The following is a 21,199-nucleotide window of genomic DNA, read 5'->3' as shown; positions in this document are numbered from 1 at the left end:
GCTCTTTCCATAGGTAATTCATTCACGATTTCATAAGAGCTATCACTACTTTGAGCTCTTTCCATAGGTAATTCATTCACGATTTCATAAGAGCTGTCGCTACTTTGAGCCCTTTCTATGGAGAATTCGCCCAGATCATCGATATGCCAATTTTCAGCTTGATCAATTTTTTGGAATAAATTCACATCAGAAGCCAAAGTAACCGTACCTTTGCTACTTTCATTGCTAAGCCCAAGAGATTCTATTCCTGCATGGTCTGCTAACTCATGATCAGCTAAGTAAAAGTCTTGACCATAGAATTTATCGGAGGTAGACTCCTCTACCTTTTCTAGGTGAAACGGCTGCGAGAATATATTTGTAGAAAGGTCATGGTTAGATAACTCTACTGGGTGACGAGAATTCATATCTTCATGATTATGAAGCTCTACTGACAAAATTTGATCAGTATGTTTATTAACCATTTCTACAGTTGAGTAGCTAGTTTCTACAGTACTTGACGCACGAGCTTGATCGTCATCAATTAGATCCACCCCAAGCTGAGAACTAGATTCAGTGAAGTCATGCGAATGAATAACAACATCCCGCTTACTGTTTACATCTGCTTGAATAAAGTCTTGACTAACATCTATCATAAATGGAGATAAGTCATTAGCCTTTTCAAACATTTCTGATAGAATGCTTTCTGTTTCAATAGTTGCACTTCTCTGAAGAGGAATGTATTCTTCAGAATGCACAGCTTCTCTACCATTATTGATAGATCCTTCTTGATAGCTATGCATCTCAGCTTCACGTCTACCCTGCTCCATATTTACTTGCAGTAAATCGTCTTGACCAAACAAAATGGCTTCATTATCCACTTGTTGTTTATCAGTAAGAGTAGTTTCTTCTACCTTCCCTTCACTATCCAACACATTCTGAGCTAGATCATCTTTTTCTAAAGAAGTTACAACATCACGTATTTTAGAATGAATTTGCTCTAAGACTTCTGTGCCATACATAATCTGTAGAAGCCTTGAAGAATCAGTAAGTAGCTCATCTGCCACTATAAAGTTGTTTTCTTCATTCAGATGCATAGAGATTTTTTCTTCTATATTTACGTATTCTATATGTTCATTCTCTGGAACAAGAATTTCTTCTTGCATCTGACCAGCTGAATCCCTTAAAGTAGATGGACTAGATTCTAAATGAGTAAATTCATGATTGATCACATTAGCATACTCATCAGAGAGTCTCTCTATATCTTGTAAAGATAACGCCTGAGCTTCATTAAGCTCGACACTTAACATATCACTAGTTAATTTTTCAGCAGATAAACTCTTATTGAAATTGGCCTGTAAAATAAGCTCTTTTTTGTTTTGGAAAAGTATTCTATCTATATTAACTTCTTGAATGTTAGGTTCACTAGAGGATAAGTTTAGGTTTTCAAGGTCATATACTTTCTCTTTTTCAAGGTTTAATCCAGATATTTGTTGCTCATCTATACCATATAAGTAGCGATGAAAAGGCTCAACAACCTCCTCAATTTCAGAAGTCCTAATAGGCTCACCCATCGACATATACTCATGATTATCAGCTTCTATTTGTATACCTTTTGAATGTAAGGGAGCTCGTTCAAGCTCTCCCTCCACATCTGTTAAAATGCCTAGCTTGTGTAAAGGATAAAGCTTACTGTATTTTGCCCTTCTCTTCATACCATGCTTTAGCTCATCCATTTTTAATGCCTGAAATCTACTCCATGGATCGAACATATAAGGGTATTTATTTTGGGTTGCAATTCTTTGGTGAAGATTATAGGAGATCGAGTACTGCTTCCCAGTATGAAAAAAGGCAGTGAAACTGAGAAGGTATTGTTTACCGTTACCCATTTCCACCACCTACCTTTCGTAATTAATTGATATTCTCCTTCAAAAACCCAAGCCCAATAGGATTATATGGGGTCATATTGGCTAATCGAAACGGAGTAGTTGGGGTGTCAGCTAACGTAAAACGATAAACTTGATTGTAATTGTAGGTAACATACACTTCTACGTCACGCTCAGGAGCAGATTCTAGCTCAATCAACTTTGTGCCATCCTCAGCATGGATAGTAAACCCTCCACTATCTGCATCTAAATAGCTACAGCCATCGTCACTGACTAATTGAATTCTAAACTCCTCATCTAACACAGGCTTATGGAATAAATGGAACACTTTGTTTGTCCCATCTCCATTTCCAAGATGTTCATCTTTTGCTTTCTCCGTAACTTCAAGCTCATCTAGCTGAGATATATTCTTAGGATGAATCGCATAAACCTCATCTAATCTCCCAACATAGCCATCTGATGGATGAACAATGTACATTGGTGAAATGTGATATTTCCCACTATATACAGAAGGGTTGAAGCGTGATTCATTGGTTCTATCAGCTTCGGCATCATGAGTGATAAAGGATAAATAATACTTCTGATACATAGCACCGCCTACGGATTGTTGGAGCATTACACTAGTATTACCGTTAGAGGTGTTTGGACCGTAGTCTACAACATTTCTTCCTAGCTTTAACCCACTGACATACTCAATTTGATCTTTGCCTCGACTTCCACCAATAAGTGCATTATTTAGCCTTGGCTCTTTACCTATTGTCGAAAGTCTACCAATGTATAAAGGTGCAAAATATGTTTTCTCCGGATCTGGAGCAGGGTCTACACGAAAATAAGAAATAATTCGATCAACTGAGGCGTTACCCCACACATAAATTTGGGAGCTTCTCCCCCATCCTAAACCATATTCATCATCAGGTATAAAAGAAACGGCTGTAGGAATAGATGGGAAGATAAGCCTTAGACCTGAATAAGCTGCCCCAGCCAATTCTTCAGGATCATGGGACTTAAAATCCGGAACTAATAAATCTCCGAAGTCATCATCGTCAGCAGACATAAACGTTGTATAGTCTGCATAAATAACAGGAGGTACAGTATACGTGGATTCAAAGGAAACACTACCTTGGGCATAGTCTATCGTATAGGATTCTGTAGGTATGACCTGTCCACTTCCACCAGCACCTATTCTTCCGCTATAAAGGACTACCGTGTCATGCTTAAGACTTTCTCCGGATTTAAGAGGAAAATGATACTGCCCATTAATTGGATCTTGTAATCGACTAATTTCTAATCCTTCGCTATTAAAAATAGATCTTTCCGGACGGAAATCCTCAAATGTAAAGAACCAAAGACGTTTAGTCATTTCAGGTGCGTTATCGGTCAGAGCAAAAGTAGCTACTAGCTTTTTATCTGGAGCCGAGGTAAATGTAACCTCACCATTTTCACCATCTACCGTATAACTAGCTTCATCTAACAATGCATCCTGCTCGTCATAGATTAGAACAGAGTGATTAAGAACTGGAAATACTTTGAATTTAAACTTCAAACCATTTGATCCTTCTATTTCCTCAAGCTCACCTAAAAATGAGTTTTTAGAAATGATAGGCTCTTCTCCGACTGGTGTAACTTTTCCACCGTATCCACTAATAAAGCCGAAGTTTCTCTTTTTCTCATCACTACCCGTAGAACTAAATAGCCTGACCTCTCCAAATTTCTTTCTATAGCTATCCCCTTGTAAAGGGTGAAATACGCGGTATTTAGCTGTTGTTTTCCAACCAGCTTCATTAAATAATTCCTCTAACTCCTGAGGCATTAACTGAACAGATAAAGTTTCGTCGAAAAAACCATCTTGATTAATCATGTAATCACCTTCCCTATTTTAAAGTACTGTTACTTCTTCTGTAGTTATACCTATAGACTCATTACCATTTATGTCAACAGCTTTTATGGTAACTGTGTGTTTGTCCCCACTTGTAAGTCCTGAAATTAGATACTCGTTTACTGCTGTTACACCTGAGGCATATTTCTCCTCGCTTGAATCGAGGTAAATATTAATACTTTGAAAGCCATCTTCAGATGGATTAGTCCAGGAAAGTGTTACTGTTCCACTGGAGTGACTTTCTATTCTCACATCGACAGGTTCTGCTGGTTGAACTGTGTTTTTAGCATTGACTTGAACAGTCTTTTCACCCGTATTAACTTCAGATTCAAAAATTCCTAATCCCATCGGTCTATACGCTGTACCTGGTCTCTTTGTCAGAGGAGATAATCCACTGATAGGCACATATTTATAAACGTCAAAGATTTTATCAGGGCAATTTTCTTTGCGCACACGAAGCTTTCCAGCACTGAAGTTCGTTGAATTCAAGCCAATAGAGTGATTCAAATGTCCTCTAACCCCTTCTTCTGGATGCACAACATAAATTCTAGAAGTATGGATCTTATTCGAGTATCTAGAGGGATTAAATTGAAACTTGTAATTTGTAGTATCAAAATTTTGGTATGCTCTTTGGTATTTCTTCCTTCCATTTACACCTTGTCTAGCAGGAGGCATTTCATTAGGAGCTGCATTCCACGATAAGAAGTACTCCTGATAGCGCGCACCAAATTTAGAGCGACTAAGCATGACCGTATCTACACCATTTGAAGGATGACGGGGATAATTTTTTAAAATTGGCATAATTCGATCTCCGCCTCTTACAATACCATCAAAATCATACGTAGCCACCTGATCTTCATTTGTACCTGGAGGTACAGTACCTGCAAATAATGCTACCTCTTCATCTCCTTTATCAAGAGGTACAATATTTCCAAAGTACAAGGGTACAGTTGGTATAATATTATTTTCCCATGCAGGTACATTATCAGCCTGTAGCACGACAAAGATGTTTTCGCTGTCAATATAGCCCCTTAGCGAAATCTCACTATCTTCCCACCAGTTTGTTCTCATAAATGGGTGACTAACATCCTCAGTAAAGTTTGGTCTAAGTGAACTCTTAACAATTGGGGATTGCATTATCATTGGATCTGCTCTCTTAATATATAGAGAGCCTTGACTAGAAGTAGCATAATCAGTTTCCACAACCTCACAATCAAGCGCCATACGTAAAATTGTATCAGCGTCCGTTGGTCTGTATGGATTGTTAGGATCGGAATCATTGATATTAGAACCCCCGTAGGGAACAAGAAGTGTAGTTTCATTTTCGATTTCTGGAAGTTCCTCAACCATATAGTAATATAAGGAGGTATTGACTTTGTTATCTTCAAATTTGTTTACAAGCCATGTAATCATACTATTTTTTTGCTCAGTAGTTCCCCCCATCATGTTATAGAAAGGAACTCCCATATGGTGATTGGTAAACTCTGTGAACTCAGCCGCTATTGCTAAGCCCAACATTTTTCCTTTAGCATTTTGATAAATATAATGCTGCGCTACGGCAAAAATTTCATTATGCCTTGCACTCTCAGGATGACCGTTAGATAAGAAGTGAGCTGTTGTTACAGCCTTTTTAAAGGTTAAAGCAATGGTCCAACCTTGAGCCTCAAGTAGCTTTCCTAATGCTTCCTGAACATTGCCCTCTTTAATTTTATACTCAGATAGAGCAGGCGTTGTATCAATAAAAGGCATTAAAACACCCTCTTTTCTTTTATTTTTTTTCTTAGAAAGATGTACTGAACTTGGAAAGTCCATTAACATTGCTCTCTATAGCAGTCGTTTCACTAAACGAAATAGTTGCTAGAAACGAGCAGCACATTCATTATAGGCATTCTTCTCTATTCCATAACATGATTAATGTTTTACTACCATGGAACAGGGCAGCTAATTCTATATTCCCATAAGCTCCCTGATACACCATCATTCATAATTACAATTAAATTCCCCATACTAGGCTCATAATTGAGAACTATTGGACTACCTTGAGTATCTGTAATATAGCCGGTTGTTGCTAATCTATTTCCATGAGAATCGTAGATATCCATGTTATCAGGAGCACTATAAAAATCGTAAGTGACCGTTACTCTACCAGCTTGAGTGCCCATGTAAAACTGGTAATTAGCATATCCCTGTCCACCACTAATATGCTCTCCACACCTTCTAGTAGGTATAGGCTGGTGCTGAGCTTCAATATATACAACCTGTGATTTACATTCCTGATTATTGTTATATAATGCGGTAAATTGAAAAGCATATACCCCTGCCTCTTTAACCAAAAAGCTACGCTCACCAATTTGATCTAATTTATCACTATCAAAGTCTACTTCCATTAAAGCAACACCTGAGTCATTACCATGAGAAAAGGAAAATGAAACAGTATCTCCTACAAAGCAATTCTGATGACTAGGTGAAACAAGTAGCGCACAGGGTGCAAATAGTGGAGATTCTATAATAGGATATTGTGAAGGATTACTTATTGGAGCACTAGGCTTAGTCATCATTCGGCTCCCACATGCACTTTTCTTTAGAATTCCTACGCCTGCAGCTCTATAATGTGTTCCTGGTTTCTTACTTAAGGGTGAAGCCCCTTCAATTAAGGTATAATAATATTCTTCTATTTTGTGTTTCTTCTCCTTATTGGAATTTAAGTTAATAAATTTAAAGGGAACTCGTAAAGTTATATAATCCCCATTGTTGTCATAGGCCAAAACAACAATTTCATATAACCCTTCTCCAGACATCTGCGAAAAATCATAATAAGAAGATTCCTTACCTAAATCCTTTGTATGCAGCTTAATAGGACCAATAATATTAATATTAGAATCCTCTGGATGGGGGGATGAAACATCTACATGAATTTTTTCTTCTATAACTCTATTATTTTTTAGATATCTAATACTTACATTTACAAATGCAAGGTTCTGTAATGCTTTATTTACAAAGACCTCCAACTCTGGTGTAGGATCTATACAAGCATCAATAACCCTAATTGGAATTTCTTCATGATAGGATAAAACTTCTCCACCCTTTGTAAATCTACTAGCCTCTTCGTAAGTTTCATTCCACCACCTTACTCCTGCAATAAGAGTAGAAGTGTTTGAACCATACCCCTTAGAAGGGTAAAGTAGCTGGGGTAATACCGCCTTCTTAATATTCAATTTCAAATGACCTCCTCATCTATCCAGCTACATGCAAAGCCACTAACTTATTTTTACCTATGATTACAAATTAAAAATACGCCTGAAATCTCTACTTTCATCAAGCCTTTCATATTGGATTCCTCCATCGCCTTCAAACGGCTCAAGATGGAACTCATCACCTGTAGTAATAACATCTGGAATACCATTTGGGAAAGCCTTACACTTTGGGACTTCTCCTCTTTTTGTCAGTAAATGCTTACATAATGAACAAGCTGCTATTTTAATCATTTCTTTTCCTCCCTTCCGCTACAAATTCAATCGGAAACCACCAATGTGCATATTCACTAAGATTTATTTCTATATATTTCAAATCTTCTGTACTTAGAGGGGTGTACTCTCCATATTTATCTCTATCGATTGCTTGAATCTCCTGCCATCTTTGTAGTGAAACTGAGTTGTAATGACAATAATGCCCCATTTCATGGTTAGCTAAGTGAAAGTATTCTGGAGTCTGGAGGAGGCTCCCAAGGGGTAATGACTGGCTCTTCAGGAACAGGGTGGATATACTCCTCCTGACAATCTATACAGTAATGAGGAAGCTGTAGGGTTTCACCCTCTGACATATTAATTGATGGGGTTAAAATAATAGCTGGAATATACCCTAATACCCCATCTTCAGGGTGCACAACATAGGCTCTAGAAGAGTGTAAAGTATCCGAATATCTAGAAGGATGGAAATCATATTGATAATAACCCTCTCTTAAATAGTTCCAAGATCTTGGATACTTTCTGTTCACCCGATCCCCCCTAGTTTCGGACCTTGTAGGAGGCATTTCATTAGCCGGAGCATTCCATCTTAAAAAGTGTGATTGATACCTTGCTCCGTATTTTGATCTTTTCACCATAATTGAATCGATTCCATTGGAGGGATAATGGACATAATTTCTATTTATTGGCTGCATGATGGACGTTGATTCTTGTAGGTTATCGTAATCAAAATGTGATGGGACCTGAGTTCCTCCAAACATGCCTATCATGCTACTATTATTTTCAGAATGTATGATATTCCCAAAGAATAGTGGGACAGTGGTCACTAAGTTATTCTGCCAGGTAGGCGCAGAATCTGTCTGGAAAGTCAAAAACATAGACCGTTCAGTAATGTTTCCCTTAACCCTAATAATCGAGTCATCCCACCAGTTTGTATTTGTCCTTATCATTTTCCCACCAATCGTTGAAAGCTCTCCTTCTTCCTCATTTAATCGAAGGGTTACAATAGGAGATTGCATCATTTTGGGGAATTGTAAATTCTCATTATAATGTTCAATATCTAGGCTAGCTAGCAGAACCCCTTTACCAGAGTCGTGACTTAAAATAGTTACTGGTCTAGGATTATTTGCCTCATCTAAGAAATGTGTATAGCCTTCGTAATTATCCATGGTATAAGCATAGACAGTCGTATAAGCAGCTGTATTATTATAAAAGTTGATACTCCAGCGTAGCCATTCATCTTGATTTACTGGAAGCTCCCTCGAGCTAACACGAATAGCTCCCGTTGATTGAGCTAGTCCCAAAAATTCATTATCCCATCGCCTCATAATGATGTGTCTTGTTACACATATATTCCCATTCCTTGCTGTAGAGGGGGGCTGCAATCTACCACCTCTGTTGACTAATAGCCCTCTCTCAAAGGAAATTTTATATATTTCAACCTTATCGATATCTTCGTTAAAATTTTGCCACCAATAGTTCTCTTCGGGGTCTTTAAAGCGCCGTAAGATCTTCCACCAAAATGTATCTAAGAACTTTGAATGCTCAATTTCCTCCTCAACCCAAGGCATTATTCCTCACCCCTCATCTCTAATCTTCATCTCTTAAGCATTGAAAATTAATCCACACATACTTTGCTTTGCCACCTTCATTATTGAATCTAAACGTAATGGGAACATTTTTTTCTACGACCTTTACAGCCATCAGGTAGGCTCCCTCTGGTAAATCCTTTGTGTAGATTTCATCAAAAATGTAGTTTTTCGGCTCATCCTGATTAATAAATACACTCCAATGATCCTTCGGATGATATTCACTTGCTCCCACCGCTATTGATATGAGCTCAATATCAAATTCAGGAACAAAGTGTATATCATATTCCCCTACCATTCCAGGTACCTCTAATAAAACTCCTTTTATGTAAGGAACAGTTTTCAGGGGCATGAAGGGGTGATCTAAACGTCCACTTTGTAGTCGACCAACTCTTTCTAACTCTCCACCAACAATTACATTTGCACCAAAGCTCAATTAATTCACCTTCCTATTCTGTGTGAGAATGTTGAATATGCTCATCATCATACTCCAGCTCTACTCTTTGTATAGAACCAAAATCATTTTCCCTGAGTATTTTAGCTTGTATCACGCTAGTTCCCAATTGATAGCTTGTTTCAATAACAACTTCTCTAATTAAGATGTGATTAATATAGTCACTATCTGGTAAATTGCTATCTATAGGGGGTGTTAAACCTCTTTTTAGAGTAATCATTTCAGAGGCACCGTTTCGGTATGCAATAGCAACCTGACTTATGACATGGGGATCTACTTCATTCTCGGCGTCTCTAATGATCTCAAGGCTCTCAATTTGCCACGCATCAGTGATATAATCATTATTTTGATCAGCATAGCCCCCAATACCACTTAGATGAATTCCATTCTTTTTATTTCTTTCCCTGTTGATCATATCCAATATAGGAAAGACTTCATTTGTGTTCATAAAGTTCTTCATAGCTTAATCACCTTCTTTTCATACTTCATTATAGAAAGAAAGAAGATTATTCTAACGTAATGTTGAATAATCTTCTTTCTATATTTTTTAATCTGTTTGTTGCGTATTCTCCCAAGTAAGCTCTATAAAATTTAGCATTCCTTGCTGATTACCAACCAACCTATTTCCTTTGATCATATAGTAGCCTGATGATGAGGTATTTCTGTCATAAATATAGCACCCGTCCAAGATATCAATCATTGGATTTCCTTTTACTACAACACTATAGCTTCGTGATTGACGTTTCATATCATAAAAAAGACGATTTGCCACTGTTTCTTTTTGCCCTCTTGCTGTCGAACCAAATCTCTCATCTAGCCAATCGACCTGAATCCCAGCTGTACGAACATTTCCCTTTAAAGCTATGGTTAGATCCCTATCAAAAAAATGATCTACTTTCGCTTCAAAGCCTGCCGGGCCTGCAATCATTAGGTGATTTCGGACTCTTGAGTAATCGATGGAAGAGTCCAGTCCATATAGATTCTCTTCATCAATAAAGCTCCATTTTGTACTTGTATTCGTTGGAATCTGCTCCAAAATAAAGGTTCCATATCGATTGCAATAACTTCTATACATTGTATCTGAAATAAGCTGATTTATTGCATCTGAAGCTCTTGCTCCTATTTGAAACTGTGCCGTCTCAACGTACGGATTTTTGTAGCCACCAATGGTTTGTTCAGGCTCAATTTGAACTTCCTGAGGATGTCCATGTTCATCAAGCTTAACTGCTTTTCTTTCACCCTTATCTATGTCCAAATAAACGGATTCTTCTACTATGAAATCCGGATGGGTTATATCTTCTAGGGTATATCTCCAGCCTACTAAGCCTGCTTCACGAACAATGGCTTGGACAATGGATGACTTTAGCCACATGACCTTCGGTTCTTCCTCTGTATGACCCGTTTTTTCATCAACAGGAGGAAAGCTTAATGGTCTCGTGAATACACATTCCTCTAGCTGGTTATACATATCCACACATTTAAAAGTTATCGTTCTTTCAGTAGAATCCTCTTCTACTTCTCCCTTTATTGCTCCAGTAAACACTCGAATTAACTGATCGCCATATCCTGCATAAATTCTGATAGGTGTTGCTTCACTAATAATGTGCTGCACTTGACCATTTTCATACCATGAATAGATGGATTCCTCAAGGTTGTCAGGGAACAGAGGATTTCTTTCATAGGTCGGGGAGAATAATCCTTTACTGTTATCTAAAGTGATTCGAGCTGTAGCAGATTGCATGTCAAAGTGATTATTGATCTCCCATTCTACAATATCACTTTCTAAGGTAATGGTATCTGAATAGACAAATGCGCCTACATCGTGCCATTTTTCCAACAGTCTCTGAGTAACCTCCGCTTGAGTATTCCCGTAGGCAACCTCTACTTCTGCAACTTTAAAGCACCCTAATCCAAAATAAGCTTCTCCACTACTAGATTCTAAATGGAAATCTATAATTTTTGAATTTGCACCACCTTGTGATACATTCGCATATTTAACAATAACAGGGGGAGCATAAATGATTTTTCCATTGGTATCCTCATGTGTATAGATTTGAGTAGGTATTCCGTCGACCCTAATCGTTAGGGTATCCCCCTGCTTCAAATCAGCAATAAAGTTATATTCAAAATAGCCATCAGCTGAGAAATTATGTTTATAAGCAAAGCTTCTATGCTCTCCAGATTTAATGGCTCCTATTTTGTATCCAACAAATTTTTGGGCTAATGTGGCATCTGTAAACCAAGTAACATCTTCGAGATGTAAGAAATCCTCTGATAGATGACCATTTTTGTTATAGCATTTGTTGTAGCGCACGTTCTCTATGATTTCAAGCTTACTATTATCCTGACCTTGGTCAGCTGATACTTTTTGTGCACCTGTCAGCACGGGGTACGGGTCAATCCAATCATTTCCTCCGTAAACCCAACCATTTTTCCATATTTCGAAATGAAGATGTGTTCCAGCAAGTGGATTAGTAGCTGATGGTCTAGGAGACACATTTCCCGTATTCCCTAGCTTACCTAGCACCTGTCCTTTCAATACTTTCTGTCCTACACTCACAACACGGCTCCCTCTTACCAAGTGGGCATATAAAGTCTCCCAACCATTTGTGTGAGTTACAATGACATACTCTCCGTAAGAAGAACTATATTTAGAAACCTTAACTGTTCCTTCCCAGCAGGCTACAATATTTTTACCGTGAGCTACAGTTGGCCCTCCATTAAGAGACAAATCTATTCCTCTATGATTTGATCTTGTTTTGTTGGAGTTCTTACTACTATGAGAGGTTACCCTAGCATCACCCGAATGGCTTCCAAAATAAGATCCCTCAATAGGGAAGGCAGGTACTTCGGCTACTGACTGAACAGCTTGGTTTGCTTGAAATTGGCTGAAGAGGTTTGGAGTAGACAATGCCTGAGTAGAACTACAGGACAAATCTTGCTGTACAAGCTGTTGGTAGTTGATCCATACATTCCTTTTCCAATTTGCTCCGTCTGCTGACCAAACCCATCTCCCATAGCCTTTATCTCCACCTTCATGAAACCAGTCGACATCTGACTGTCTAAGCCCATTCAAAGCGATTTCAGGTAACTTACTTCCTAAAGCTTCTCTATATCTTTTAGCTCCATAATAAAACTGAGTCTTTATTCCAGCATAGCTTGGATTACAATTTCCAGGACAGCCGTAGCCTAGCACATAGCTTCCTTTTCTTTTTTCTCCCTTTCCTGCTGTTCCAAATACGGTTTCATGCTTACAAATCGCCAATAAAAAAGCAACAGCGTACTTATCCAGCCCCCATGCTCTACAAGCATCCTGAGCGGCACAAACAATATACTCATATCTTTCATGTTTATCAGGTTCATGCCCTGTGTCGTGTTGGAAATCAGGCTCATTAACAGCTGGAATTTCATCACCGTTCACATCATTAATTTCATTTTTGAAAATCCATTCCACGATATCAAATCTACTTTTCACACCTGGAACATATGAGAATTTATCCAATTCAATTAAAACCCTTGGCTCCGTTCCATATGCATTGACTTTTTTCATTAAACTATCCATAAATGACTTGGAAGGTGTTTGATGTCCATAAATCATTGTCATCTCGATCACCTGAACCTTTCCAAGGACCACTCAATAAACCTGTGTAAATACACGATAACCTCGGCTCTAGTAATACATGCTTGTGGATTAAAGCTATCATCCTCGTAAAGCGGGAAAACATAACACCCATCTAAATATTTCTCATCTAAACTACTTAAAACATCTTCATCATACCATCTACCTACTATTTCACTTCGATCCCTTATATAGCGTTGAGTTAAGGATTTATTTACTTTCACATAACCCCGATCTGTATATCTATTATAAAAATTCTCTCTCATCCTCTGGATTAGAGATAAGAACTCCGCTCTAGTTAATTTAACATCAGGAAAGAATCTATCATTATAAAGGACACAATTGGAAGTAGGAATAACTCTCTCTCCTGCCGTATATTTAACGATTCCACCATCATTATGGTCGATATAGTTATAATTGATTCTTACAGGCACCTGATTAAGATGGTAGGATACGTATAGTACACCGTTTATTACAGTAAAAACATCTTGTTTAAAACCTAGCACTCTCTCTAAAGCATTCTGAGTGGACTCCCCTGGTAAGAGCTCTACATTGACTCTCTTCAAGGTTTTTCCAAGAGAAATAGCTACCTCATTGCGTAGATAGTTAATATTAAAAGAGTAGCTACCCCTCTGCCTTAAGTTTACACTTGGATATTGAGGCTGACATCCACTACTTAAAGGCACCTCTCTACAATTCCCATTAGAGCAATCTGTTGCATTAGGATCACATGGATATTTCGTCAACCTAGGAACGCCAGAGATAATAATAACGACCTCTTTATTCCCTGCAATGGGGTTAGGAAGGTGAACATAGTCATCTTCTAGTTTTGATGGAAAAACTACAACACCATCAATGTAGATAAGGACTTCCATCCTCGGATCTGGCTTGAAGCCTTGGATTTCAAATTCCTTTTGACCTTCATCACTTATTATGACCTCAACCCTTCTCTCCTTTTCATCCTCAAACATATTATAGGTATGACCATTAAACAATGTTCTTTCTTTATCAGCATCTAAGAAAACCTGCTGGGACTCTAAAATTGATCTATAGAACCATTGCCTTGGATTTATATCAATCCAGCGCATGTTAATACCCCCTTAGAACTTTATTAATATACTTGTATGTTCTTGTTAGAAAGGTTACAGTTTCTGCCCTGTTAATATAGGTTTCAGGTTTAAAGTATTGAACCTCCTCCCCTATACTGTTATAAACAGAAATAAGTCCTCTTTGTTGTAATTCATCAATATATACTTTTGCCCAATGCTGATCGATATCAACAAACGGAGCCTTATGTCTAAATTCAAAGTCCTGCTTTCTTATCATAATTAAAGGCACGGATACTAAGTATTTCGTTTCCTGCTCGACAGCCCTAATATCTAGAGTTCCATTGACCACACCTATATAAATTGTGCCTTTTTCATCATAAAATTTATGTGTTGAGCCAATAAATTGTACCCAATCTGCGTACTCCTTCTTGCTAGAGAATAGAAATGATAATGTCAATGTATAATGAGAGGTTCCTCTTTGGACTAAACCAGCAGATGATTGAATGGTTTGATTAGCATGGGACATTAATACAGGTGTAGGAGGGACATATTCTCTAGTCATTCTCCCTTTAACTTCTTTAAATTCAATCCCGTTGTCATAGAAAAGCTTCTTTTTATATATGTCATCCTCATTACGATATGGTTTTTGCTGGGACAATTCGTTCCCCTCCTTCTATAAAATAGCCCCACCTTTATTGATGGGGCCTACTATCTAAAGTGTCCGGTAATTATACGGCCCACCAGCTTGCATAAACCTCAAAGAATTTTGCCTGCTGTTTGCCAACCCTCTTCCGAATTGTTCAGCAGCCATACGAATCTGATCTGGAGTCGACCAATTATTAATATTAGGTAAGATAACATTTACATTCATATCACCAGCTGACAGAGCATAGCTAGAATGAGTTCCCCTACTCATCATATAGTCAAATTCACTCATTGCTCTGAACCCGTCTGGTAAATTGAAAGTTCCACCCTGTCCTCTTACTTCATCTAATAATCCTAATTGAACCTGTAAGGATTGTTTTTCTAAATTAACTAGTTCTCTTTCATAGGCTTCTCTTTTTTCAGAGTCTGTTTCTCGTGATAGCTCAGACTCTAGCTTAGCTTGATATTCATTAAGCTTAGAAATTAGCTCCTGATTTTGGGCTCTTGTAAACTGTTTGATTGCTGGATAATTACTTGAGCCATGAGCTACTTTTGTTCTCATTAGCTCCAATTCTTGTTCAGAATTAAACTGCTGAAGCTCACTTCTATAACCAGTAATACGCTGAAGGGAGAGATCTTTCAAAGAGACTTCTGCCCCTAGGATCATTTGCTCTAGATTTTGGATCTGCCCCTTTAATTCGTCATCTGGATCAAGAATAGCTTGTTTTTTAAGATTATCGAGATTGTATTTAAGTGCCGTTATCATTTCAGAAGTCGTACTTCTCTGTAGATCTATATATTCAGTAGAGTTACGATTCATGGTTAGAGAACCCATGAGATCCTGCATCGTTTTATTATGCTGTGCGTCATTTATGTTAACATTGGCTTGGGTAATGGCTTCCTCGCGTTTTAGATTATTTAGAGCAAGCTCTAGCTCACTTTTACGTTTTTCATATTTATCTTTTATAGAATCATAATCATCCAATCCATCCAAATTCTCTAGGCTCTGATCGATTAATTCTTGTTCTTCTTCTAACCTCTGTCTTAATACATTAAAGAACTCTGTGGAATACATCTTATGACCAGATAAAATTGATTCTAGCTCCTTTAAATCATAATTATCGTTTAGTTCATTGAGTTGTCGGTCAAGATGTTCCCCTAGAGCTTGTTCAGAGAAGGAACTATAGTCACCATTTTGTATTAATAACGATTCTTTTTCTCTAATGGCCTTTTCCGCTTGCTCTTTCATTTTTTGATTATTAATCAATTCTTCTTTTTCTTGAACAGCTCTACTATTAAAAAGGTCTTGCTCTGCCTGAGCAAGCTCATCATATTTCCCAGTAGAATTTAGAAATTCTTCTAAATAAGCATCTTTTTTAAATATAGGAAGCTGCTTATATGCTTCTTGTCCATATTGCTCCTTAACCCAGTCACTATATTCTTTGTTCGCCTCCCAAATTTCTCTTTGACCCGTTCTAGCATTTGCATCTCCATTAAATAAAAAAGAAGCTACATTGTATAAATCATTTCCAAGATTTTTACCAATATATTTGTTTATCGGGTTGCTGCCAAGTTTATAAGCTTCTAAACTATTCTGCTGGTTTCTGAGGTTCTTTTCTTCTTCAGATAATTTAGAGTCATCTATAAGCGCGCCTATTGATGAAATAACATCCCCTGCTGCAAATGCTAAAGAAATTGGCTTAAATACCTTCCCTACAGTTCTTCCTATTTTACCTACTGTTGCTAGAAAGCCTTTTCCTTTAGAAGTGTTTTGATTACTTCTGTTTGTGGCATTTTTAAAATCATCTGCAAGATCTATCGCTCCGAAAATGGTATCACCTAATGAAATAGCTGAAAGACCTTTACCTCTCATATCCATTCCACCTTGACTAGATAGAACATTCTCTATAGTACTTCTTGCTCCATTTTTATCCATTGTCCTACTAGAGGAACCTAAACCTCCCATAGCACTCGATGAGCCTGTTGTGTTCATATTGCTTTTAATCTCTGAAACTATTTGTGTAAACATACCCGGAAAGCCTTTTAGGTTTTGAGACAAATCTGAAATTCCATTAATCAATAAATCAATTTGGGGCTTTAATGATTCTAGTAATCCCAATAAAGCAGCATCTTGAGACATACCAGATTGTTGATTTACTCCTAGTGATTGAGATATTGCATTTTGAATGGCGTCTCTTGTTAATACATTCCTATGCTGCATCTGAGACTGTAATTGTTTAATATGTGAATCTAGCTGTTTTTTAATATTCGTAAAAAATTGCGTGCTTATTTTATCTAACTCAGATAATAGATAAGCCTGCAAATTTAAACGGAATGGATTAGATGTTCCATTTGGCTGTTGGGCAACGGGGCTGAGCTGCTGAATGTTTTGAATTGATTTTTGAAACTCCGTTATTATCTGAACTCCCAATTTAGAGGTGGCTTGTCCATCCGCCATAGTATTACTCATTTATTCACCTTCTTTATTAATTAGAGACTAAAACTACGTTTTACCGTTTCCTACTTCTATGCACCCCATACAGCATAATAGCGTTACAGAATGCTTGATAGCCATTCCATATCCTCCGCAGTAGCTTCATTGTATGATCCAGAATCTCCTATTGCTGAAGAACTAGTATTTGAGGATGAAGCACTGCCAAACAGACCCATATAGGACATGGAATGAACCTTGATAGTAAACTCGATATGCTCATTACATTTCCTTAAATAATAATTAAGCTGAGGAATCGTTAGCTGCCATACATCTTGTTTTTTAAATCCTAGATAGTGACCCATCAAGAAGAAGATTTCTGCCCAATCTATGACAGATGAGCTATCATATTCTACTTCTTCCTCTTCAGAGTCTATAAGGACTTTTTTAGACCATTCAACCCAATAAGTATGTCAATGATTTCTTTTGCCGTAACGATGTCAATATATTCTTCTAGATAGTCAGTTGTCATTTTGGGATAATAGGGCTTAAAGCCCATTAATAACACTTCCAATAAGTCGTTATAATTCGTATCTCCAGCTTCATTTTCAATCATATTTGCTATAATAATAGCTGTATCAACTGAATTTAGCTTTTTCATTAATTCTTTTGCTGCTTTAATCCCTAAAGGTGGGATTTTATATGAAATTCCATCACGTAATCTGACAGATTCATCCTCTTCAAAGAAAACTTTTTCTCGAAAGCTTGCTTCCTCAGGACTAATCTCTTCTTTAGGTGATAGATCTGTCTCCTTGCTTTCCACTATTTCTTCTTTAGCTACCTCATTAGGATTCACACCATTTTGAGGTAGTACCATATCACGTTTATTCATTTTTATTTCTCCCCCTTTTTTATGCCCCCTAATGTATAAAAAAAGACGAAAGACAGGGGGAAGTCAAACGCCTTCATAAGTAATATAAGAAATCCTCTCATTAAATGAACATGAAAATGTAAGAGTCCCTATGCCAAGAATGGACGATAGGGACTCAAAACTATGTGTAGCTTTAAACTATTTTCGAATTAACATTCTAGGCCCTTACCGCCAGCAACCTGGTATCGCTTGATCGTTCCTAATCGTCCATCAGGTCTTTCAGGATCGATTACTGTTAAGGTTACAGAATGAGTTGAAGCCTGTTGGCGGGCTGCGTCAATTGTAAAGTTTGATTTTACACGACAAGAGAATAACTCTGTTTGGTACCCTTGAAGTGACCCATCCTTTTGTTCAAACAAACCGTCATGAACAATATGAACAGTAAGCGGGAAGTCATTTGACCCAATGTCTAACACATCTACCACTTCAGGACGCTTATAATTTACATATACACCCTCTCCACGAAGATACTCGTTAAAGACTAGCTTATTTTCATTAACATCTACATAAAACTCACCTTGACCTGGATTAGGATTAGATGTTTTCATTAGAAGTTTATTCTCGTGAATTAATCGAGCAGATACATGTTCAATCTTGCTCATCGTACCGTTTACTGCAGATTCAAATAATGGATAATTTAGGTGAGCCGCAGCTGCTCCACCTGTATTTAAAGAATGCTTCTCTTCTAGAACCCATACGAATCCATCTTGATCAATTTGAGAAGAGGAAACAGGGAAGTATACAACTAACTCATCTCTATCAGTAACCCCACTAGTAAAGCTAATTTTATTCCCAGATGCAGTGAAAGTAGTAGAATCAATGAACATTCCTACTGTTTGGTTAAATACTTGCACCTTTGGCATACCTTGTGCGGTAGAGATAGATTGACTTACATTTGCTACAACCGTTCCACTTTCTTCATCAGCTACAAGATTCTCTACCTTCATATCGTAAGTAAGTCCAGAAACACCTTCACGAAGCTTTGAACCTAATACAAGGCGAACCATGTTTAGATCAAACTTCGCATCCTCTGCGGTAATATCAATAACTTTCTTTTGAAGCAACGTATCAATTGGAGTAGCCGTATCTCCTCCCTCGATATCAATCATATCGAGTTGAATATCTAAACGCATATTGTTTAAGTGGCCAAGAGTAATCAATTCAAGACATCCTGGAATCTTAGCCATGAATTTACCTGAACCTTTAATAATCATCTTCTTGTTCTTATTCGGAAACTTCTCATAACGACTTCTTAACATTTACATCTCTCCTATCATTTTTGTTCAAGCAACTATAGATACTATCGATGTGTGTACTGATCTGATCCTAAAGATTTAAAAGATCTGACAGTACCACACCTGATTTCTAATATCTCGTCTACTAATATAAGAAATAGAGAAGTAATCCTTAACAAACAGCAGAAAATGGAACTACAAGATTAATGTTAGCTTTTCAAAAGTTATATTTATAATGCTTGTGATAAAAGCTAAATGATTATCTATTTAGCTTTAAAAGATAAATTTGGAGGGATAAAATGAAAGATATCAAACTTACTCTATGTACCCAAGGTAGCTGTTGCCCTGATGTCATTATTGGAGAAAATGAAGTGAAAATCATTGATGATTTTGGTGGAGAAGCAAAAATCAGCCGAGCAGAAGCAGAAATGTTAGCTGATGAATTATTGAAGCTTCGTAGTAAAAATTAATGGCTTCTATTTATGAACTGTTGCTTTTCACTTTATCAATTAGATTCTTTTTAATTGATTTTAAATTGCTGAAACCGTTAAGAGATGAAGCCTCTACTCGGTGGCCATTATTGCTAGTTTGGTTACAATGCCCATTTTGTAATGGCTTTTGGATTGGGCTAATATTAGCTCTGGTTAATTATAATTTTAATCCTCTACCTTCAATTGCCTTTGCCCTAACCAGTGGCTTTATATCATTTCTTGTTTATTTATTAACTCAAGCACTAGTCAAGTATGTAAACTCGTAAATGTTTAGATACCAATGTTTTAACAAAAAAAGATAGTCTGTTTGTCCTAATAAACAGCTATCTTTTTTATTTATGCAAATTATTTTATTGTATAAATAATCCTATTTTGTTAATATAAATTATATTCAACAATTTGTTCATACAGTTCTTCTTCACCTACAGCAGCAAATATAACAGGCTCTACCATATCATTTATAAGTGACAAATACTCGCACAAGTATAGATTTTCCTCTCTGTATTTCTTAATTAACAATATGCCCTCACGACATTTATAAGCTACCCTACTATAGTTACAATACTTTTCAATAATATTCATAATCTCAGTAAGTTGGTATGTCATTAAATAACCACTCCTAACGAATTATTTATAGTTCCATTAACCTACTCTATCCGATCCTGTCAAAAATGTTATGTTCTCATGTTTTAATAGCCTTATATAAAGGAATATTAAAAGAGCCCGAGAGCTTCTCAATATTATTATAGGTTAGACAATTATTTATTTCCGACCATCTTGAAAACTTGAAAGACTCGCATATCATTCGAAAAGATAACAATGTGAAAGGAGCATACAAGAATGCCACGAACTATCTTACCTTATCGGACTACCAATACTTTATCTGCGATGTTAAATCTGAGAAAAGCTCAGCTTATTAAAGAAAGGGAAGGATATAGAGTACTTATTAGAGAGGTTGAAGAAGAACTTGCTTTGTTTTGTGGTATAAGTAGAGAAGGAATCGTTGCTATAAAAAGGGGAACAAATCAGCCTTCATTAGCAGTTGCCATGAGAATATGTGAGTACTTTAACTGCGAGGTAGAAAATATTTTCAGTTTAAATAAAAATTAAATTTACTCTACCTTTTTGCTTATTGAGAGATTTATCCTGAAAAAATAATTCATTCCATTAAAAAGCCTTTAAATATGGCTTTTTTTATTATTGAGTTGACTTGTAATGGAATAACAGAGTATACTAAATCAATAAAAGGGAACATTTGTTTGTATTTATAGAAAATAAACTATTTATAATACCCTAAAAATGTATTTAAAATACAATTTTAGTATGATATAATATTCATGAAATATAGGTCTTTAGTTGTATGTTATTATTTAATATCTTACAGCTATTGCATTATTTTCATAGAAAAGATTTCTATAGAACAAACGCTTAAGAAGGTACATTAATATTAAAGCATTTAAGCCAGTTGGTAGCCTCCAGCATAAACTTACAGAAGCTTGATGTATAACATTATGACTACCTTCTTTTTAATTTAATATCAAACAGAACATATG

The 21,199-nt window shown here is 36.8% G+C and carries 17 protein-coding genes; 2 read left to right on the top strand and 15 right to left on the bottom strand.

All coding sequences use genetic code 11. From position 1 onward, the window contains the following. From J2S11_RS12360 to J2S11_RS12290, 15 genes are all read right to left on the bottom strand, one after another. On the bottom strand, positions 1 to 1,865 hold a 1,865-nt coding region (locus J2S11_RS12360; RefSeq protein ID WP_307394958.1), incomplete at its 3' end, for a hypothetical protein. Positions 1,866 to 1,887: 22 nt separating this feature from the next. Further along, positions 1,888 to 3,720, bottom strand: coding sequence for a hypothetical protein (locus tag J2S11_RS12355; RefSeq protein ID WP_307394957.1), 1,833 nt, complete (start codon positions 3,718 to 3,720; stop codon positions 1,888 to 1,890). 18 nt (positions 3,721 to 3,738) lie between these two features. After that, a complete protein-coding gene (locus J2S11_RS12350) occupies positions 3,739 to 5,487 on the bottom strand; it encodes a fibronectin type III domain-containing protein (RefSeq protein WP_307394956.1) in 1,749 nt (582 codons plus the stop codon). A 173-nt stretch (positions 5,488 to 5,660) separates the two neighbouring features. Further along, positions 5,661 to 6,953, bottom strand: a complete 1,293-nt coding sequence (locus J2S11_RS12345; RefSeq protein ID WP_307394955.1) for a hypothetical protein — start codon at positions 6,951 to 6,953, stop codon at positions 5,661 to 5,663. Between the two features lie 63 nt (positions 6,954 to 7,016). Beyond that, on the bottom strand, positions 7,017 to 7,223 hold the full coding sequence (locus tag J2S11_RS12340; RefSeq protein ID WP_307394954.1) for a hypothetical protein: 207 nt from the start codon (positions 7,221 to 7,223) through the stop codon (positions 7,017 to 7,019). A gap of 197 nt (positions 7,224 to 7,420) precedes the next feature. Then, on the bottom strand, positions 7,421 to 8,773 hold the full coding sequence (locus J2S11_RS12335; protein ID WP_307394953.1) for a hypothetical protein: 1,353 nt from the start codon (positions 8,771 to 8,773) through the stop codon (positions 7,421 to 7,423). Positions 8,774 to 8,792: 19 nt separating this feature from the next. Then, a complete protein-coding gene (locus J2S11_RS12330; RefSeq protein WP_307394951.1) occupies positions 8,793 to 9,227 on the bottom strand; it encodes a hypothetical protein in 435 nt (144 codons plus the stop codon). A 13-nt stretch (positions 9,228 to 9,240) separates the two neighbouring features. Next, complete coding sequence (locus tag J2S11_RS12325) at positions 9,241 to 9,705, bottom strand: hypothetical protein (protein ID WP_307394949.1); 465 nt, start codon at positions 9,703 to 9,705, stop codon at positions 9,241 to 9,243. A gap of 87 nt (positions 9,706 to 9,792) precedes the next feature. Next, complete coding sequence (locus tag J2S11_RS12320) at positions 9,793 to 12,849, bottom strand: M23 family metallopeptidase (RefSeq protein WP_307394947.1); 3,057 nt, start codon at positions 12,847 to 12,849, stop codon at positions 9,793 to 9,795. A 5-nt stretch (positions 12,850 to 12,854) separates the two neighbouring features. Beyond that, complete coding sequence (locus J2S11_RS12315) at positions 12,855 to 13,952, bottom strand: S-layer homology domain-containing protein (RefSeq protein ID WP_307394946.1); 1,098 nt, start codon at positions 13,950 to 13,952, stop codon at positions 12,855 to 12,857. Position 13,953: 1 nt separating this feature from the next. Beyond that, positions 13,954 to 14,571: an S-layer homology domain-containing protein gene (locus J2S11_RS12310; protein WP_307394944.1), complete on the bottom strand. Its 618-nt coding sequence runs from the start codon at positions 14,569 to 14,571 to the stop codon at positions 13,954 to 13,956. A 54-nt stretch (positions 14,572 to 14,625) separates the two neighbouring features. Then, positions 14,626 to 17,028, bottom strand: a complete 2,403-nt coding sequence (locus J2S11_RS12305) for a coiled-coil domain-containing protein (protein WP_307394942.1) — start codon at positions 17,026 to 17,028, stop codon at positions 14,626 to 14,628. 83 nt (positions 17,029 to 17,111) lie between these two features. Beyond that, entirely contained in the window at positions 17,112 to 17,354 is a 243-nt protein-coding gene (locus J2S11_RS12300) for a hypothetical protein (protein WP_307394940.1), read from the bottom strand. A 68-nt stretch (positions 17,355 to 17,422) separates the two neighbouring features. Beyond that, on the bottom strand, positions 17,423 to 17,881 hold the full coding sequence (locus tag J2S11_RS12295) for a DNA polymerase III subunit gamma/tau (RefSeq protein WP_307394939.1): 459 nt from the start codon (positions 17,879 to 17,881) through the stop codon (positions 17,423 to 17,425). A gap of 188 nt (positions 17,882 to 18,069) precedes the next feature. Beyond that, positions 18,070 to 19,179, bottom strand: a complete 1,110-nt coding sequence (locus J2S11_RS12290; RefSeq protein ID WP_307394938.1) for a hypothetical protein — start codon at positions 19,177 to 19,179, stop codon at positions 18,070 to 18,072. Between the two features lie 275 nt (positions 19,180 to 19,454). On the opposite strand from J2S11_RS12290, the gene J2S11_RS12285 reads away from it, so the two are divergent. Together J2S11_RS12285 and J2S11_RS12280 are read left to right on the top strand one after the other, a co-directional pair. Then, positions 19,455 to 19,625, top strand: coding sequence for a hypothetical protein (locus tag J2S11_RS12285; RefSeq protein WP_307394936.1), 171 nt, complete (start codon positions 19,455 to 19,457; stop codon positions 19,623 to 19,625). Between the two features lie 861 nt (positions 19,626 to 20,486). Then, complete coding sequence (locus tag J2S11_RS12280; RefSeq protein WP_307394934.1) at positions 20,487 to 20,756, top strand: helix-turn-helix transcriptional regulator; 270 nt, start codon at positions 20,487 to 20,489, stop codon at positions 20,754 to 20,756. Positions 20,757 to 21,199: the final 443 nt, after the last annotated feature.

Source organism: Bacillus horti (assembly GCF_030813115.1).
Classification (GTDB): domain Bacteria; phylum Bacillota; class Bacilli; order Caldalkalibacillales; family JCM-10596; genus Bacillus_CH; species Bacillus_CH horti.
This window is presented reverse-complemented; position numbering and strand designations above follow the sequence as displayed.